This window comes from Chryseobacterium sp. KCF3-3, assembly GCF_045865955.1.
Classification (GTDB): Bacteria; Bacteroidota; Bacteroidia; order Flavobacteriales; family Weeksellaceae; genus Chryseobacterium.
This window is the reverse complement of sequence record NZ_AP035792.1, coordinates 5,010,041-5,027,647: the sequence shown is the minus strand read 5'-3', so window position 1 is coordinate 5,027,647 and position 17,607 is coordinate 5,010,041. Positions and strand designations below refer to the sequence as shown.

Annotated in this window: 15 protein-coding genes; 8 read left to right on the top strand and 7 right to left on the bottom strand. The window is 35.9% G+C overall.

Annotated features, from left to right (window positions below):
* Positions 1-117 precede the first annotated feature (117 nt).
* From typA to ychF, 4 genes are all read left to right on the top strand, one after another.
* On the top strand, positions 118-1,923 hold the full coding sequence (typA, locus tag ACKTTZ_RS22460; RefSeq protein WP_034696525.1) for a translational GTPase TypA: 1,806 nt from the start codon (positions 118-120) through the stop codon (positions 1,921-1,923).
* Between the two features lie 129 nt (positions 1,924-2,052).
* Positions 2,053-3,669, top strand: a complete 1,617-nt coding sequence (locus ACKTTZ_RS22455; protein WP_407846652.1) for a glycoside hydrolase family 10 protein — start codon at positions 2,053-2,055, stop codon at positions 3,667-3,669.
* Positions 3,670-3,914: 245 nt separating this feature from the next.
* A complete protein-coding gene (locus ACKTTZ_RS22450; RefSeq protein ID WP_034696518.1) occupies positions 3,915-4,466 on the top strand; it encodes a ferritin in 552 nt (183 codons plus the stop codon).
* 178 nt (positions 4,467-4,644) lie between these two features.
* Positions 4,645-5,736 carry a redox-regulated ATPase YchF gene (gene ychF, locus ACKTTZ_RS22445; RefSeq protein ID WP_034696517.1) on the top strand — a complete coding sequence of 364 codons (1,092 nt, stop codon included), beginning with the start codon at positions 4,645-4,647 and terminating at the stop codon, positions 5,734-5,736.
* 420 nt (positions 5,737-6,156) lie between these two features.
* On the opposite strand, the gene ACKTTZ_RS22440 is transcribed toward ychF, so the two are convergent.
* Positions 6,157-6,315, bottom strand: coding sequence for a hypothetical protein (locus ACKTTZ_RS22440; RefSeq protein WP_185103701.1), 159 nt, complete (start codon positions 6,313-6,315; stop codon positions 6,157-6,159).
* A 271-nt stretch (positions 6,316-6,586) separates the two neighbouring features.
* A complete protein-coding gene (locus tag ACKTTZ_RS22435; protein ID WP_156106467.1) occupies positions 6,587-6,778 on the bottom strand; it encodes a hypothetical protein in 192 nt (63 codons plus the stop codon).
* A 236-nt stretch (positions 6,779-7,014) separates the two neighbouring features.
* Here ACKTTZ_RS22435 and ACKTTZ_RS22430 point away from each other — a divergent pair, with 236 nt between their 5' ends.
* The 3 genes from ACKTTZ_RS22430 (at position 7,015) to cls (ending at position 10,354) form a co-directional block, all read left to right on the top strand.
* Positions 7,015-7,953: an AraC family transcriptional regulator gene (locus ACKTTZ_RS22430; protein WP_034696515.1), complete on the top strand. Its 939-nt coding sequence runs from the start codon at positions 7,015-7,017 to the stop codon at positions 7,951-7,953.
* 89 nt (positions 7,954-8,042) lie between these two features.
* Positions 8,043-8,807: an SDR family NAD(P)-dependent oxidoreductase gene (locus ACKTTZ_RS22425; protein ID WP_034696514.1), complete on the top strand. Its 765-nt coding sequence runs from the start codon at positions 8,043-8,045 to the stop codon at positions 8,805-8,807.
* An 80-nt stretch (positions 8,808-8,887) separates the two neighbouring features.
* Complete coding sequence (cls, locus tag ACKTTZ_RS22420) at positions 8,888-10,354, top strand: cardiolipin synthase (RefSeq protein WP_407846651.1); 1,467 nt, start codon at positions 8,888-8,890, stop codon at positions 10,352-10,354.
* Positions 10,355-10,445: 91 nt separating this feature from the next.
* Here the strand turns inward: cls and ACKTTZ_RS22415 are convergent, their stop codons facing one another.
* A complete protein-coding gene (locus ACKTTZ_RS22415) occupies positions 10,446-11,594 on the bottom strand; it encodes a methionine aminotransferase (protein WP_407846650.1) in 1,149 nt (382 codons plus the stop codon).
* A 111-nt stretch (positions 11,595-11,705) separates the two neighbouring features.
* Here ACKTTZ_RS22415 and ACKTTZ_RS22410 point away from each other — a divergent pair, with 111 nt between their 5' ends.
* A complete protein-coding gene (locus tag ACKTTZ_RS22410; RefSeq protein ID WP_081906471.1) occupies positions 11,706-11,804 on the top strand; it encodes a hypothetical protein in 99 nt (32 codons plus the stop codon).
* A gap of 86 nt (positions 11,805-11,890) precedes the next feature.
* On the opposite strand, the gene ACKTTZ_RS22405 is transcribed toward ACKTTZ_RS22410, so the two are convergent.
* The 4 genes from ACKTTZ_RS22405 to ACKTTZ_RS22390 form a co-directional block, all read right to left on the bottom strand.
* The gene (locus ACKTTZ_RS22405) at positions 11,891-13,606 is read right to left on the bottom strand and encodes a hypothetical protein (RefSeq protein ID WP_407846649.1); all 1,716 of its coding nucleotides are present in this window, start codon (positions 13,604-13,606) and stop codon (positions 11,891-11,893) included.
* Positions 13,607-13,723: 117 nt separating this feature from the next.
* Positions 13,724-13,924 carry a hypothetical protein gene (locus tag ACKTTZ_RS22400; RefSeq protein WP_034696507.1) on the bottom strand — a complete coding sequence of 67 codons (201 nt, stop codon included), beginning with the start codon at positions 13,922-13,924 and terminating at the stop codon, positions 13,724-13,726.
* A 108-nt stretch (positions 13,925-14,032) separates the two neighbouring features.
* The gene (locus tag ACKTTZ_RS22395; protein ID WP_407846648.1) at positions 14,033-14,764 is read right to left on the bottom strand and encodes a LytR/AlgR family response regulator transcription factor; all 732 of its coding nucleotides are present in this window, start codon (positions 14,762-14,764) and stop codon (positions 14,033-14,035) included.
* Positions 14,754-17,582 (bottom strand): histidine kinase, encoded by a 2,829-nt coding sequence (locus ACKTTZ_RS22390; RefSeq protein ID WP_407846647.1) that lies wholly within the window; start codon positions 17,580-17,582, stop codon positions 14,754-14,756. Before ACKTTZ_RS22390 ends, ACKTTZ_RS22395 begins: the two co-directional genes overlap by 11 nt.
* Between the last annotated feature and the right edge of the window lie 25 nt (positions 17,583-17,607).

Below are 17,607 nucleotides of genomic sequence, written 5' to 3'. Positions count from 1 at the left end.
TCGGACACTCTTTTTTATTGTCTTGTAAATAAGTATTTTAAACAAATTATTAAATATTTAGATAACTAAATATTTTTTCATTAAAAATCACTACTTTTGCACCCGTAAAAATCTTTTATGCAAAACATTAGAAATATTGCGATTATCGCACACGTTGACCACGGAAAGACGACTTTGGTTGACAAGATCATTCACGCTACCAACATTTTCAGAGAAAATCAGGAGAGTGGGGAGTTAATTATGGATAACAACGATCTTGAAAGAGAAAGAGGGATCACCATCTTATCCAAGAATATTTCTGTTACTTATAAAGACACAAAAATTAACGTAATTGATACTCCTGGTCACGCCGATTTTGGTGGAGAAGTAGAAAGAGTATTGAAAATGGCTGATGGGGTTATTTTGTTAGTGGATGCGTTCGAAGGACCAATGCCACAAACAAGATTCGTACTTCAGAAAGCATTGGAATTAGGATTGAGACCATTAGTGGTTATCAACAAAGTAGATAAACCAAACTGCCGTCCGGACGAAGTTCACGATAAAGTATTTGACTTATTCTTCAACCTTGAAGCTACAGAAGAGCAATTGGATTTCCCTACGTTCTATGGATCTTCAAAACAAGGATGGTTCAACACTTCATTAGAGCAAACTGAAGATATCTTACCACTATTAGATGGTATTTTACAATATGTTCCTGAACCGAAAGTAACAGAAGGAAATCTTCAGATGCAGATTACTTCTCTTGACTTCTCTTCTTTCTTAGGAAGAATTGCAATCGGAAAAGTGACAAGAGGTGAAATCAAAGAATCTCAATGGATCGGTCTTGCTCAGGCAGAAGGTAAAATTGTAAAAGGAAAAGTAAAAGAACTTTACGTTTTCGAAGGATTAGGAAAGAAAAAAGTAACTGAAGTAAAAGCAGGTGATATCTGTGCTGTAGTAGGTTTCGATGCATTCCAGATTGGTGATTCTTTCGTTGATCTTGAAAATCCTGAGCCATTGGAAAGAACAGCAATTGACGAGCCTACGTTGAACATGACGTTCTCTATCAACAACTCACCTTTCTTCGGTAAAGATGGTAAATATGTAACTTCAAACCACCTTAAAGAAAGATTAACTAAAGAATTAGAGAAAAACTTAGCATTAAGAGTTCAACAGACTGATGATGCAAACACTTTCTTGGTATTCGGTAGAGGTATTCTTCACTTATCTGTTTTGATCGAAACAATGAGAAGAGAAGGGTACGAAATGACAATTGGTCAGCCGCAGGTTATCTTCAAAGAAATTGACGGTGAAAAATGTGAGCCTTATGAATCTTTGGTTGTTGATGTTCCTGAAGAATTTGCTTCAAGAGTTATCGACTTGGCAACGCAAAGAAAAGGTGACCTTCACATTATGGAAACTAAAGGTGAAATGCAGCACATGGAATTCGAAATTCCTTCAAGAGGTTTGATCGGATTACGTTCTCAGATGTTGACAGCTACTGCTGGTGAAGCTATCATGGCACACCGTTTCACAGAATATAAGCCTTTCAAAGGTTCTATCCCTGGAAGAAACAATGGTGTTTTGATCAGCAAAACTACAGGTCCTGCTACAGAATATTCTATTGCTAAACTACAGGATAGAGGTAAGTTCTTCGTTGATCCGGGTGAGGAAATCTACACAGGAATGATCATCGGTGAACAAAACAAACCTGGTGACTTGGTAGTAAACATCGTTGAAGCAAAACAATTGAACAACATGAGAGCTTCAGGAAAAGATAAAGACACTGGTGTTGCTCCAAAAATCTTATTCTCTCTTGAAGAATGTATGGAATACATCCAGGGTGATGAAGCTATCGAGGTTACTCCGAACTTCATCAGAATGAGAAAGAAAATCCTTTCTGAAGAAGAAAGAAAAAGAGTTGAAAGAGGAGCGAAAGCATAATCTAAAATTCTTAAAATATAATAAAGCCTCGATTTTCGGGGCTTTTTTTCTATGCCAACCCATTAAAATGCTTATTTTGGCATAATAATCTCTAAGAATAAAAATAAATTTTAATGTAGTTTTGTGACTATGAGAATGAATAAATTAAAACTTATCGTTTTACTGGGCTTTTTTGCATCTTACACTACCTCATGTTCCGTTCAGAACAATGTTGTAAAAACACCTTCCACAAAGAATCCGACAAAACCAACCAACAATACAAATCCACCAAAAGTAAATCCAACAGCTACAAAACCTACAACAGGAACAGTAGCTTCAAGTGATGAAAATTTCAGAACCAATCTTCCGGAAATCAAAAGAGAATTCCGTGGAGCATGGATTGCCAGTGTTGCCAATATCAACTGGCCTTCAAGGAATGATCTTACGGTGGAACAACAGAAAGCAGAAGCAATCAGTATGCTTGATATGCTGAAAGAGAATAATTTCAATGCTGCTATTTTTCAGATCAGACCTTCCGCAGATGCACTTTATACAAGTAATATCGAACCATGGTCTTACTTTCTGACCGGAGAAACAGGAAGAGCTCCATATCCAAACTATGATCCGCTTCAGTTCTGGATTGAAGAAGCTCATAAAAGAGGGTTGGAACTTCATGTCTGGTTAAATCCTTACCGTGCCCACCATACAAATGGCGGAGCTGTTAATAACCTGTCGATGGCCAATAAGCTGTCTGATATTGTAGTAAGATTAAAGAACGGAATGTACTGGTTTGATCCGGCTAATCCGAAAACTCAGGGTCACGTATCCAATGTGGTGAAAGATATTGTAAAAAGGTACGATATTGATGCTGTGCATTTCGATGATTATTTCTATCCTTATGCTACTTACAATAAAGGAGCAGACTTTCCCGATAATGCCAGCTGGAATGCTTACCTAAGCAGCGGAGGTACTTTGTCCAGAGCAGACTGGAGAAGAGATAATGTGAATAAATTTGTGGAACGTATCTATAAAGAAATTCATGCAGAAAAAAATAATGTAAGATTCGGGATCAGCCCGTTCGGAATTTGGAAACCCGGATATCCTATGGGAGTTATAGGTTCCTCTCAATATGACGAATTGTATGCAGATGCTAAATTATGGTTAAATAAAGGCTGGGTAGATTATTTCTCTCCACAGCTGTACTGGCCCATAGATTCTAAAGGACAAAGCTTCGAAGCTCTGCTGAGTTGGTGGCAGTCCGAAAATACAATGAATCGTCACTTATGGCCGGGATTGAATACTGTTGAGATTAAAGTATCAGACCGCCCAACGGAAATCAAAAACCAGATTGCTATTTCCAGAAATATCCTTAAAAGTGATGCCGGAGAAATTCACTGGAGCATTGCAGGGCTTACCAAAAACCCAAATATGCTTCCCGCTTTGAAAAGTGGTCCATACAATGAAAAAGCATTGGTTCCGAAATCACCATGGATAAAAGCAGTTCCATTGCAAACTCCTACCTTATTTATTGCTGATAACGGAAGCTTCGCTCAGACAAGCTGGAGTACAAAAAATGCTGCCGATGTATTTCTATGGGTGCTTTTTACTCAATATAACGGTGTATGGCAAACAGAAATTTTAACGCTGGATACCCTTTCAAAAGACATTCCTAAATCTAAAGACGGGAAAAAACTGAATGCAGTTGCCATTAAAGCTATTGATAGGTTAGGGAATGAAAGTGATTATACAGCAAGAAAGATTAAATAGTTGGGATACAACCCATTCTAAATATGTCATTGCGAACCTTTAGGTAAAGCAATCTCAATCATGAATTTAATAAAACCGGTTCTGTCTGAGAACCGGTTTTTATTTTAGAATAACTATAAATTATTAGCTTAAATGATTGTAAATCAGTTGTATTTTTAAGTGTGGTATGCAATTTTATATAAAATAATGAACTTGTCGGAACTGTTTTTGCATGATTCATTCCATAATCACCAAAATATAACATTATGAATACTAAAAGACTTTCCACCAGCATGGAAAAAGCACTTAGCGATCAGATGAACAAAGAAATTCATGCATCACACGTTTTTTTATCTTACGGAATCTGGGCCGACGACAAAGGCTATCAGGGGATTGCTAACTTCCTATACCGCCACGCTCAGGAAGAGAGAAATCACTCCATTAAATTCATGGAATACATTTTAAACAGAGGCGGAAAACCAAAAGTAACAGCCATTCCGGCTCCTCCGGCTGATCCTAAGACTCTTACAGCCTGCTTTGACGGTGTTTTTAAACATGAAGTTGACAATACAACTGCTATCTACAAAATTGTGGATTTGTCTATGGAAGAAAAAGACTGGGCAACATGGAATTTTATGCAATGGTTTGTACAGGAACAGATTGAGGAAGAAACATTAGCTCAGAATTTGATTGACAAGCTGAAAATTGCAGGTGGCGACAGAGCTACTGACGAATCTTTATTTACTTTAGATAAAACTTTACAGGAAGCACCCAATGATGTTCCACTGGCTCAGAATGCTACGGGTGCTAACCCATAAAACATCCGGTGAATTCAAACCTTTTGAAAATCTGTCAGAATATTGGCAGATTTTTTTATTATGAAACTCCCCCAAAAATCACTATCTTTGCACACTCGTAATTCAAGGTTCTGAGATCAATGTTTAAAGTTGAAGATACCTTGGGTTGCCCTAAACCTTAAACTTTGAATTTTACAATATGAAATGTGGAATCGTAGGCTTACCGAATGTAGGTAAATCAACTCTTTTTAACTGTCTGAGCAATGCAAAAGCTCAATCAGCAAACTATCCTTTCTGTACTATTGAACCGAACCTTGGAACGGTTTCTGTACCGGATCAGAGATTGTTTGAACTGGAGAAAATCGTAAAACCTGAAAGAGTTTTACCCGCTGTAGTTGAGATTGTTGATATTGCAGGTCTTGTAAAAGGAGCCAGCAAAGGAGAAGGATTGGGAAACCAGTTCTTAGCTAATATCCGTGAGTGTGAAGCGATTATTCATGTTTTAAGATGTTTTGACAATGGAAATATCGTTCACGTAGAAGGTTCAGTAGACCCATTAAGAGATAAAGAAATTATTGATATAGAGCTTCAGCTGAAAGACCTTGAAACCGTAGGAAAAGCAGTTGAGAAAGCTAAAAAATTCATCAAGTCAGGGAAGAAAGAAGATATTCTTACTTACGAAACGCTTCAGAATTTACAGAAATTCCTTGAAGACGGTAAAAATGCAAGAGAGTTTGCGACTGATGACTTTACAAAATCAATCATCGGAGAAGTTCAGTTGTTGACGAATAAACCGGTTCTTTACGTTTGTAACGTAGATGAAAATTCTATCAAAAACGGAAATGAGTGGATTGCTAAGATTGAAGAAATGGCTAAAGGTGAAGGAGCTGAAGTAGTAGTACTGGCAGCACAGATCGAAGCTGATATCAATGAACTTGAAACTTTCGAAGAAAGAGAAATTTTCCTTGATGAACTTGGTCTTACAGAACCTGGTGTAAACCGTTTGATCAGAAAAGCATATGATCTTTTGAAACTTCAGACGTATTTTACAGCTGGAGTAAAAGAAGTAAGAGCATGGACTATCGGACAGGGATGGACAGCTCCACAAGCTGCAGGAGTTATCCACACAGACTTTGAAAAAGGATTTATCCGTGCAGAAGTAATCAAGTATAACGATTACATTACTTACGGTTCTGAAGTAAAAATAAAAGAAGCAGGAAAGCTTTCTGTAGAAGGTAAAGAATATATCGTACAGGATGGTGACATCATGCACTTTAGATTCAACGTATAAGAAAAGTATTAAAGTTAGTTATAAAAAAAGCGTTTCCATGAATTTGGGAGCGTTTTTTGCATTTATTCAGAATAAATATTGTTGATTAAAAGAACTGCTCCTGAAATCAGAGAGCAGTTCTTTTTGTTTTTATCATTAAAGCGGAATACCTATATCGAATCGGCATTTTGGCTCTATACAGGATAGAGAGAAAACTACACAGTGATTGGCTATATCTGTACATCTTAACTGTGCCTCTCCAGTTCGGCACTCCGGTTCATAACATGAAGGATGAACTTGTGCGCAAATACCTTGATGGCTGCATATCATTACACCTCCTTTAATGGTCTTCAACTCTTTTTTATTGAGTTTTTTACCATTGTTTAAATATTGATTTCTCATTCGTTAAAGTTTTTATGGTTTTAGTTTTTCGGGAGCTTATTACAATTCAATACCGGGCTGGCATTGTAGTTCTGCACAGGCAAAAGAATATTTCTTACATGTAAGGTCTGGAAGCAGACACATTTCTTTTCCTCCGGTTATTACTCTTAATTGTCTTTTGTTCAATTTTTTTCCGTGAGTTAAATCTTGATTTTTCATAGTGTTTGGTTTAGTGATTATTGATATAATTAGAATTCAATAGATGTTAGGTCTTAAGGTCTGCAAATTTTTTGAGCACAACTTGGAGAAAATATAGTACAGTTTCTAATATCCCCAGGAGGATAAGTCTAGCAAGGAAACTCTGTACATGGGACAGCTTCCATACAGTCCAGCAATCCCCCTTTGATAGTTTTTAATTCTTTTTTGTTAAGTTTTTTACCTTTATTAAGTTCCATTTTCATATTATTTTTATTTAAAGAATTATTAGATATTATAATTGTGGTCTACACTCCTTTTGAGCACATTTTGGAGAAATGATCGTACATCCATAAGGATCAGATGAAGGTTCACATGGAAGAACAGGGCATAGAACTGGTTCGATACAGTTGATAAGACCTCCTTTAATAATACTTAATTCTTTTTTGTTTAATTTTTTTCCAATTTGATTGATTTGATTTTTCATTGATTTGATTTTTAATAAGTTAGTTTTAACGAAAGTAAGTAAAATAAATGAATTATATCACTGTGTTTAGAAAAAATGAAGAATTTTAAATAAATCTTCGGAATTTTCAATGGAGTAATGAGATATTCATTATAACAATATTTTCAGAAATGAGAAGTTCAGATGAACAATCTGGAAACATTTTAAAGCAGTCTGTTTCATAACTTTGTATATTTGAATTTTACAAATCATTTGTGATGGAAAAAATAGCACACACTTCACTGGAAGATTTTTATAAAGCGATGGCAGCCAAGCTGGGAAAAGATCTTGAAAGTATTTTTCCCAAAGGGCTTCATAAAGATATCGGTCACTTTAATGTTTTTGATATTGCCCAAACGATAGAAAGAGCAAAGGCCACTTCCGAAATGCCTTATAACAGGAGGAAATACTATAAAATCAGCTTTATAAGAGGGCGGAATAGGGCAGAATATGCAGACAAAGTAATTTCAATAAAACAGAATGCTTTATTATTTGCTACGCCTAAAGTTCCCTATCACTGGGTTCCTGAAGATCCTGAACAGTCCGGAAGTTTCTGTGTATTTACGGAAGATTTCTTCATTAAGGATAAATCTTATTATAATCTGGAAGATCTTCCTATTTTTCAGCCAGGTGGAGTTCCGGTTTTTGAAATTGATAATGAGCTTGCAGAAGAGATTGAAAGTCTATTTAAAAAGATAAAAAAAGAAATAGATTCAGATTATGTATTTAAATATGATCTGATCAGAAACTATGTTCTGGAATTGATTCATTATGGGCAGAAATTACAGCCTGCATCCAAAATATCAGCTTCAAATGATGCATCCATGCGAGTAGTTTCTTTATTTATAGAGCTGCTGGAAAGACAGTTTCCTATTGAATCAGGGGAACAGAGACTGCAATTGAAAACCGCCAAAGATTATGCAGACCGATTGGCTGTTCATGTCAATTACTTAAACAAAAGATTAAAAGAAAGCACCGGAAAGACAACCACAGAATTTATTTCGGACCGGATTATTCAGGAAGCTAAAATACTTTTAAAACAGACAAAATGGAATGTTTCAGAAATATCTTACGCTCTGGGATTTGAGGAGATTGCTCATTTTTCCAATTTCTTTAAAAGGAAAACAACGTTTACTCCATTGGAATTTCGTTCCTGATTTGAATTTTGCAAATTTCAGATTGATTCAAGCAAACACTTCAGTCTGAAAATATCCCAACTTTGTACCATCAAAATAATCAAAATACAATGAACACAAAAACAAATATTGCACTGGTAACCGGAGGAAGCCGTGGATTAGGGAAAAACTCAGCGCTTAAAATTGCTCAAAAAGGATTAGATGTTATCATTACCTACAGAAGTAACAAAGAAGAGGCTGATGCTGTTGTCAATGAAATCAAATCAATGGGAAGGAAAGCTGTAGCATTTCAGCTTGATACAAAAGATATTAAAAGCTTTGATACTTTTGTAAAAAACGTAACAGATCATTTGCAGCAAAATACAGGAAGTACTCATATCGATTACCTGATCAATAATGCAGGAACAGCCTTATATTCCCCGATTACAGAAGTAACGGAAGAGCAATTGGACGATGTGGTAGATATTCACTTTAAAGGAGTGTTTTTCCTGACTCAAAAATTATTACCATTTATTAATGATGGAGGAGGTATTATTAATGTCTCTTCAGGGCTGGCAAGATTTGCAACACCGGGATCTTCTATTTATGGATCAATTAAAGCAGGTGTAGAAATGCTGACCAAATACATGGCTAAAGAATTAGGTTCAAGAAAAATCAAAGCCAATGTTGTAGCTCCGGGAGCTATTGAAACAGATTTTGGTGGCGGAAGAGTAAGAGACAATGAAGAGATCAATGCAATGGTAGCGGGAGCTACAGCACTCGGAAGAGTAGGTCTTCCGGATGACATTGGTGGAGTGGTGGCATTCCTGTGTACGGAAGATGCAAGATGGATCAATGGACAAAGAATTGAAGTTTCAGGAGGAATGTTCCTATAGAACTTTAAAAGGCCAAAAAGAGAAATTTTTAATTTCCTTTTTGGCCTTTTTCACTATCTTTAACCTAGAGATCAGTCAATATGGTTAAAGAATTTCTTGATCAGTACCCATACCTTCTGTTGGGACTTGAGGCCCTTTATCTTCTCGGGGTTACTTTCCTTGCGGGTAAGATCATTATGGATACCAGAAATACAAGCAAAACACTGGCTTATCTTCTGCTTATTATTTTTCTTCCGGTGGTTGGAATCATTATTTATTTTGTTTTTGGAGTCAACTTCAAAAAGAATAAATTTTATACTTTCAAAGTAGAACGTAATGAGCAGATATATCAAAAAGTACAGCAATATATTGAAGAAACACATCATAAAACACTGATTGCTCATCAGGAAGAATTACAGAATTTTTTGCTCACAGTTAATTTTCTTTACAATGCCGGAAATGCGCCTGTTTCTCAGGGAAATCATACAGAAGTCCTGATCAATGGTGAAGCTAAATTTGAAAAAGTTTTTGAAGTACTTGAAAAGGCAGCGCATCATATCCATCTGGAATATTATATTTATGATAATGACGATGTCGGAAACAGGCTTGCTGATCTGTTGATGAGGAAAGCAAAGCAAGGTGTTAAAATACGTTTTCTTTATGATGATCTGGGAAGTGGAAAATTAGGCCGGAAGTTTTTAAGAAAATTACAGGAAGCAGGAGTGGAAGTATCTCCGGTCAACAAAATTACTTTCAGGCTTCTAGCCAACAGAGTGAATTACAGAGATCACAGGAAGATCATCATTGTAGATGGGACTGAGGTTTTTACAGGTGGCATTAATGTTTCGGATAAATACATCAATCCTAATCCAAAACAGTACTGGAGAGACGTTCATCTTTATATTAAAGGAGAAGCCGCTTTTTATTTTCAATTTTTGTTTTTCAGCAACTGGGTTTTTGCTACTGAAAAATTTCCTGAAATCTCAACATCGTATTTCGATTATAAAAAAACAGAAGCAGGAAGTTCCCTCGTTCAGGTTGCTGCAAGTGGCCCTGATACCAGACCTTCCATTATGTTGAGCGCCAGTTCGGCAATTCTTTCTGCCAAAAGAAGAATATATATTGTAACGCCTTATTTTATCCCTGTTGAAACGGTATTGAACGCTATAAAGCAGGCTGGTCTTTCCGGACTTGATGTAAGGCTTATGGTACCAAAATCAGGAGATTCTGTAGTGGTGAATGCCGCAGCCTATTCCTATTATGAAGAGCTTCTGGAGAACAAAGTGAGAGTATTCTTTTACAAAAAAGGATTTATTCATGCCAAAACAATGATTGTTGATGACCATTTTTCGTCTGTAGGAACTGCGAATATGGATGTCAGAAGTCAGGAACTTAATTTTGAGGTAAATACATTGATCTTTGATGCAGAAATTAATCAGAAGCTTAAAAACCTTTTTATTGAGGATATGAATGATTGTGAAGAAATCTTCCTTGATAGCTGGAAAAAAAGGTCAAAATTCAAAGTTTTTTTTGAACATCTGGCCAGACTGCTTTCACCGCTAATTTAAAATTCACCTGTGAATAAAAAATAAAAACTCCGGAAACATTTCCGGAGTTTTATGTATAATTTCTTTACCTCTTTGTTTTAATCAGGAAGTATTAAATCTTTGATAAATTCTCAAGTGCTTTTTCCAGAGTTTCCTGTTTCTTGGCAAAGCACAACCTGATTACATTCTCATTCAGCTTGTTTTTATAAAAAGAAGAGAAAGGAACACTGGCCACCTTATGATTGATGGTAAGTTCTGAAGCAAAATCAAAATCATTTTTATCTGATATTTTATCATATTTCACCGCCTGAAAATAAGTTCCTTCACAGTCCAGAAGTTCGAACGATGTACCTGCAAGACCTTTTCTCAGAAAGTCTCTTTTCTCCTGGAAAAACTGATTCAGATAAGTATAGTGTTCATCATTTTTCATGTATTCTGCCAGAGCCAGCTGAATAGGAGTGTTTACACAAAACACATTGAATTGGTGTACTTTCCTGAATTCTTCCGTTAAGCTTTTAGGTGCTGCACAATAGCCTACTTTCCATCCGGTAACATGAAAAAGCTTCCCAAAAGAGGCCACAAGAAGGCTTCTTTCTTTCAATTCCGGATACTTACAGATGCTTAAATGCTGTTTTCCATCAAAAACAATATTTTCATACACTTCATCACTCAAAATAAGAATAGAAGTTCCTTTTACCAGTTTAATAAGTTCTTGTATATCATTTTCTTTCAGAATTTTTCCTGAAGGATTGTTAGGGTTATTAAGAATGATCATCCTGGTTTTTTCGCTGACAAGATTTTTTACTTCATCCCAGTTGATTTCATAATCCGGAGCTTTCATTTCAAACCGTTTTACAATACCTCCGAAAAGTTCTACCGTAGGCTCATAACAATCATATGCAGGTTCAAAAATAATCACTTCATCATCTTTTTTAATAAATGATGCAATAGCCGTGAAAATTGCCTGAGTACCGCCTGCAGTAACTGTTATTTCAGAATCCGGATGGTAAATTGCCTGATGACTATTTTCAATTTTTCGTGCAATTTCTTCCTTTAAGCCAATCATTCCGCCAAGAGGAGCATACTGATTGAAGCCTTTTTTAATAAAATGATCTACATGATTTAATAATTCTGAATCTGGCATAAAATCAGGAAATCCCTGAGACAGATTGATGGCTTCATTTTCATTGGCAAGCTGAGTCATCTGGCTGAAAATAGTAGTTCCTACATTGGAAAGTTTTGATAAAGGAAGTTGTATCATAAAAACAGTTTTGTGGACCGAATTTAATGAAATAATTAAAACAGTTTGAACTTAAGGAGATAAAAATTAGCAAACAGTAGGTTTAATGCGGTTTTTAGATTTCATAACTGGCTGGGAGTTCTCTATTTTTTACCCGTTCGGCCTTTCTATAGACTGATTGTACCAGCGATGCAGAAAAATATAATTGTGCAGCTGGAAAATAAAAGGTAATATTTTGAATCCTCACATGAGGTATGCTTGAAATAAAAAACGACCATCTTCACAACAGGATGGTCGTTATTTTTAATGGAATAAGCCTAATAAAAGCTCAATAATAAATCAATCTGCGCATTACTTACTCCTGCCGGTCTGTTCGCTTTAAGCTGTGTACTTAAACTGCTTAATCCATAACAATGTTTTAGAAAATTAGTTTCAATATTGGCTAAAGTATAGCCGGTAACCTGGTCGTTTACTGTTCCCATAGGTTGAGAGCTAAATGACTGCCCCAATTCGTTGAAATTGTCAACTAAATTAATAAATAAGCTTGTATAATCTGAACTGGTATTCAAACTCCAGAACTGATATCCGAAACGATTAGGAAATACAGGAGGATTAGATGGATTATAATTTGGAGTTCCATAATTTGCAATACCTCTTTCTCTATATTCTATTCCTGTTACAAACCATTCTACAGCGCATGGCCAGCTTTCCTGTAGCATAGAATTAACTTGGAAATACTGAACAGGTCCGCTGTTCATTTTGATAATATGAGAGGTATGGGCCAGTTCATGTACAGTCGTTGAAAAATAATCATCAGACTGATACTCTGTTGTTGATCCAGGTCGGAATCTTGCTATTTTCAGGTAAGGAAAAGCAACGTAATTGATTCCCTGCCAATCTTTAGCTGTATTCTTTGCTATAATGTGCGAACGGTTTCCACTAGGCCTGATAGGTCTTTGTAAACCACCAATATCTTTATAAAAATAACGGTAGGCTGCTCTAAACATATGGCCCTGCATATTTTCATAGCCAGGCATGATGTCATGACTCCAATGATTACTTTTGATATTATTTCGGGCTACATTGGCAGGGCTAATCTGGTTATCTTTTATTACAAAATGCTTTCTATCCATATGCAGCTTAAAGTCTACATTTCTGTTGTTTGGAAAAGGTGTACCGTCCAGTCCGTACTGACCATTTGCATTGGTGATACCTTCTCTTGTTCTCAAACCCCTTTTAGCAGTAACTTTGGCGCCTTCAAAAGGGATCAGTGTATTTAATCTTGTATCGAAGATTCGAATGGTACCATATATTGGTGCACCACCTCCGCCGCCTCCTGGATTCGGGTTGGGATTGGGATACCATTGCCCGGGTTCTCCTATATTATCCCAGGGCTTATAGTCGCTAGGCTCCCAAGGTGTGAAACCGGATATATTTTCTGCCCTATTGACCAGGCTATAAACGAATTTATAATTCATATTACCAGTTCCTAAGAGTTCAAGATCCTCTTCGGGAAGATACACATCCTGAAGAATTTCATAGCTAATCCCGGCTGGTAAGGCTGCCTCATTCCTCACAGTTGCATATTGCGGTGTAGGCTGATCGGCGGGAACATCAGGATCGTGATAGAATTTACCGACTACCAATACTTCTTTATCAAGTGGATAATCATAAATAATAAGATCGGATTGCTGTAGTGTTTCCAGTTCATCTTCCGTTGCCGGATTGAATTTAATGTATTTGTGTGTAGGGCGAATATTTACAGCAGTTAATGATCTGTTGCCTTCTGCTTTGGGCTCAGCCAGTAATGATTTGTAGGCAGCCATCATGTTTTCAATCGTGTACGGAATAGGAAGCTGTTCTCCTAATACCGTGGGTTCTCCCTCTTCAGCATATTTTGTTTCATCCTCTGAAGTGAGATCCCTGTTCATGAGTTGGGAATTGGATGCTTCAGTTTCATATTGTTCTATCACATCAGAACAGGATGTCGATAAAAGAGAAACAAAAGTCATGTAGAGTACTATTTTTTTCATGGTTTAATTTTTTCAGTTTTTACATTATTTTCTGGTCCGGAATAAGATTGCCCGAAACTTTTTCTTTTAAAAACCACATTCCAATCGACAGACTGGAATGTCTTTTTAAAATCATTATTATTTAGGTTCAATCCAGGGAAGTCCATTCCATGGCATTGTGTAAATAAAAGGAAGTCCTCCAATAGGTTGTTGCGGATTAGTTGCAATAGGAGGCTGGGGTTGAGGGATTGTTCCTGGGTTGCTTGGGGTAACAAATGCTGTTCCTCCGGCAATGGATCTCATTTGATTTCTCTTGAGTACTTTTCTAGTGATTTTCATGATAATTTTTTTTTGTTTAACATGACGAAAGTAGAGAAGAGTCTTAACAAAAAACAACTCCAACTAATAAGTGCGGAGGTTGAATAAGTAAGTGCGAAAGAAAATATTTTATTCGGGTTTCCCTATGGTGGAAAGGAAGTCATTCTTCTTGCGGTAGGAGACATCCAGAACGGATCCGTCGCTCATTACTACCTGTCCGCCTCTGCCTTTAATATATTCCTGAAGATGATTAATATTAATAAGATGCTTATGATGTATCCTGAAAAAATGATGTTCCATCAGAATGGGTTCAAACTCATGAAGCGTTTTGGATACCATTATTTTTGATTTATCGGCAAGATAAAAAAGGGTATAGCTCGAATCTGCTTCACAACGGATGATATTGGATATTTCTACCAACTTAAATCCCTGAAGGGTAGAAAGAATGATTTTGTTATCTTTAAGAAGAGTAGGATTGGGAGTCTGTATTTTTTTAATATTGTCCAGGGCTTTATTGACAGCAATCATAAAATCCATTTTTTTTATAGGCTTTAAAAGATAATCTGTAGCTCCATTTTTAATTGCCTGAATGGCAAAATTTTCGTAAGCTGTGATGAAAATAATCTGGGAATGAACTTCATTCAGCTTTGAGAGTAAATCGAAAGTGGTTCCATCACCCAACTGAACATCGAGAAACAGAATGTCGGGAGAGTTTTTGATAAGGTAAATATAAGCTTCTTCCACGGAGGAAGCCTGGAATTCAATATTGATTTCAGGAAATTCATTTTCCATAAGTAATGCAATATAATCTCTTCCATCTTGTTCATCATCAACAATACATGCTTGTATTTTATTTCTCATAAGGTTTTATATAAAGTTTGATTTGGGTTCCCTGTCTGTTGCTTTCCGGAAACGCATTGATTTCTAAAAATATATTGGTATCAAAAAGCTGTTTAAAAGTCTCAATTCTTTTATGAGAAAGCTTTACCCCAAAGGAGTTGTCTTTTTTCAAAGATTCCTGGTTGGGGATTCCTACACCATTATCTTCAATGGTGATGCATAAAGAAACATTCGTATAATCAAAGCGGATAAGAATTTCTCCTTTTCTGTCTTTTAACCCTGAAATGCCATGCTTTATCGCATTTTCCACAAAAGGCTGAATCAGTAAAGAGGGAATCGTCCAGTTAGGATCTACCTGTTCAGAAATAATAATTTTATAATCAAAAAGATCTTTTACACGAAGCTTTTCCATGTCAAGATACAATGTGAGATATTCAACTTCATCTTTAATAGGCATGAAGGTTTTTTCTGAATAATAAAGCGTTTTTCGGATCATCTTGGCGAAAATATCCAGATAGTTTTCTGTTTCTTGATAATCTTTTTTATACAATAAAAATTGAATGGAGTTCAGGCAGTTATAAATAAAATGAGGATTGATCTGAGCTTTAATAGCCTGGAGTTCAAGTTCGGCAATCTTCTTTTCATACTCCATTTTTTCCAGTTTCTTATTCCTTTTTTTATGCAGATAAGAAAATATAATCATCAATAAAGCTCCGATGATGAAGATGGCCAGTATCAGCCTGAACCACCATGTTTGCCAGAAGAGAGGCTTTATATAAAAAGTAAGGTCAGAAGAAGCATAGGATTGTTTTCCGTTATATCCTAAACCGTAAACCCGGAAGGTATATTTGCCTGGAGGAATAGAGTTGAAGATGACTTTAGAAGAATTATTGATTTGCCATGAGCTATTTAACCCTTCCAGCTTATATTTATAGCTTATTTTTCCCAATGAGGGATAATCAAGAAAGCTGAGATTAAAAATAACGGTATTGTGGGGATAAGCAGTCAGGCTTTTCTGCAGGTCGTAATGCTCATTATTTTCAATAGATACAGAGTTAATAACTACTTTTTTGTGAATGAATTTTTCCTGAGTCAGTAATTTTTTGATGGAAAATATTCCAAGTCCTTTAGAAGTTCCAATGAAGATGGTGTCATTTTTTATCACGCAACCGGCCACTGCATCAGAGGGAAGTCCGTCTGTCTGGGTGAAGTTATTGATATGTTGATTCTTTGCTGTCAGTTCAACTCTGGATATCCCTGAATTGGTGCTGGCCCAGAATGTATTTTTATTTTCTACTTCTATTTTTTTTACCTGGTCATTGATTAATCCATCATTCTTTCCGATTTTTCTTATAATTCCTTGAGTATTAAAAATAATAATCCCGTGGAGATTAGTTGCTCCCAAATAAGTATGATCATCTAATTTTTTAATATCTGTAAAATAGTATCCCTTTAAGAATAAAGTTTTTTTCCGGTTTCTGATATTGTATTTGTACAGATCACTGAAGCTGCCGATAAAGAGATTCTCTTTATCATAGGGAAAAACGGTGTATACCCGCTCCTGAAAAAGAGTGGTTGTTTTTTTAGTTTTTAAACTGTAGGTCAATAAGCCGCCAGATGTACAGAAAAATAAGGAATCCTGGGTGTAAGAGACAATGTTCTTTAAGGAACAATATATCTTTTTAGAAGTATTATTGGTCATATCATGAACAATAACTTTACCTGATAAACCGAAAATGGAAATATTACCTTTTAAATAAACCGAGATGTTTTCATCTTTATCACCCTTATCCAGGATAATATTTTGTATTTTATTGTTTTTGCTGATAAGAGCACCGGCAGATTGATTGTAGCCGAGAAGAATATTGCCGTTATCTTTTGCAATGGCTTTTATATACTCAGAATTACTTTTTACAGGCAAATTGATATGATTGGCAAAAAGGGATTTTGATATGAAAAATACACCATTATTCCGTGAATTGAACCATACGTTATCATCCTTGTCTACAAGAACATTATTGATCACATAACGGTCCAGTATTTTGATAGGCTTACCAAGGTTTATCTTTTTTTCAGTCAGTGATTGGTTGAAATATAAAACGCCTCCATTACTTATATTCAGCCATAGTTTATTGTTTTTATCAATAAGCCCGTAGAAAACATTCTCTTGTTTACCACAATCATAAGATAGAATCTTTTTTATACCTGAAGGAGCAGAAAGTTGATACACTTCAATTGTATTTTTATTTAAGAAGACAAAAAGATCATCCTTTTCACAGATCATACTTCCGGTTTCTGCTTTTAAATATTGCTTTTTTCCGGTGAGGATATTGTAGACAAGTATATTTCCCTGATGAGAATCATGCAAATAGAGATTGTAAGTATGCGGCTCAAACCTGAGCGTTGCAAAATATCTTTTCCCGTAATCTAATGGGATGGGGATCTTTTTAACTTTTCCGCTTTCATAGATGAAAATATTCTGAGGGTTTAAATTTCCATAAAGATAAAGTCGGTTTCCATCACGGGTAACTTTCGGAATAGAGCTTGAAAACTGATTTTTTACATAGTCATTGATGTTCAGATTGATAACACGACCGTTTTTTAAATAAGCAAAATCATTCAGAAAGGGAAGAATGAATACCTCGCCGTTGGGCAAAGGCTCACAGGATATAATATCAATATTCTTTAACCCTTCTTTCTTACCGTATTGTTTAAATTCTTTTCCGTCAAATCTGAATAAACCATTATCGCTGCCTATCCAGATGAAGCCATTTTTATCTTGTCTCAGATGATAGGTATAGGAGCAGTTTAATCCTTCCTCATCGCTATAGTTCACCATCCCGGGGATCTGTGAAGAAAATAAT

Coding starts and splice junctions, on each gene's coding strand:
- ACKTTZ_RS22425 (WP_034696514.1), top strand. CDS start 8,043: ATGAACACAAAAACAAATATTGCACTGGTAACCGGAGGAAGCCGTGGA.
- ACKTTZ_RS22435 (WP_156106467.1), bottom strand. CDS start 6,778: ATGAAAAATCAAATCAATCAAATTGGAAAAAAATTAAACAAAAAAGAA.
- ACKTTZ_RS22395 (WP_407846648.1), bottom strand. CDS start 14,764: ATGAGAAATAAAATACAAGCATGTATTGTTGATGATGAACAAGATGGA.
- ychF (WP_034696517.1), top strand. CDS start 4,645: ATGAAATGTGGAATCGTAGGCTTACCGAATGTAGGTAAATCAACTCTT.
- cls (WP_407846651.1), top strand. CDS start 8,888: ATGGTTAAAGAATTTCTTGATCAGTACCCATACCTTCTGTTGGGACTT.
- typA (WP_034696525.1), top strand. CDS start 118: ATGCAAAACATTAGAAATATTGCGATTATCGCACACGTTGACCACGGA.
- ACKTTZ_RS22405 (WP_407846649.1), bottom strand. CDS start 13,606: ATGAAAAAAATAGTACTCTACATGACTTTTGTTTCTCTTTTATCGACA.
- ACKTTZ_RS22450 (WP_034696518.1), top strand. CDS start 3,915: ATGAATACTAAAAGACTTTCCACCAGCATGGAAAAAGCACTTAGCGAT.
- ACKTTZ_RS22455 (WP_407846652.1), top strand. CDS start 2,053: ATGAGAATGAATAAATTAAAACTTATCGTTTTACTGGGCTTTTTTGCA.
- ACKTTZ_RS22390 (WP_407846647.1), bottom strand. CDS start 17,582: ATGGTGAACTATAGCGATGAGGAAGGATTAAACTGCTCCTATACCTAT.
- ACKTTZ_RS22415 (WP_407846650.1), bottom strand. CDS start 11,594: ATGATACAACTTCCTTTATCAAAACTTTCCAATGTAGGAACTACTATT.
- ACKTTZ_RS22440 (WP_185103701.1), bottom strand. CDS start 6,315: ATGAAAAATCAAGATTTAACTCACGGAAAAAAATTGAACAAAAGACAA.
- ACKTTZ_RS22430 (WP_034696515.1), top strand. CDS start 7,015: ATGGAAAAAATAGCACACACTTCACTGGAAGATTTTTATAAAGCGATG.
- ACKTTZ_RS22400 (WP_034696507.1), bottom strand. CDS start 13,924: ATGAAAATCACTAGAAAAGTACTCAAGAGAAATCAAATGAGATCCATT.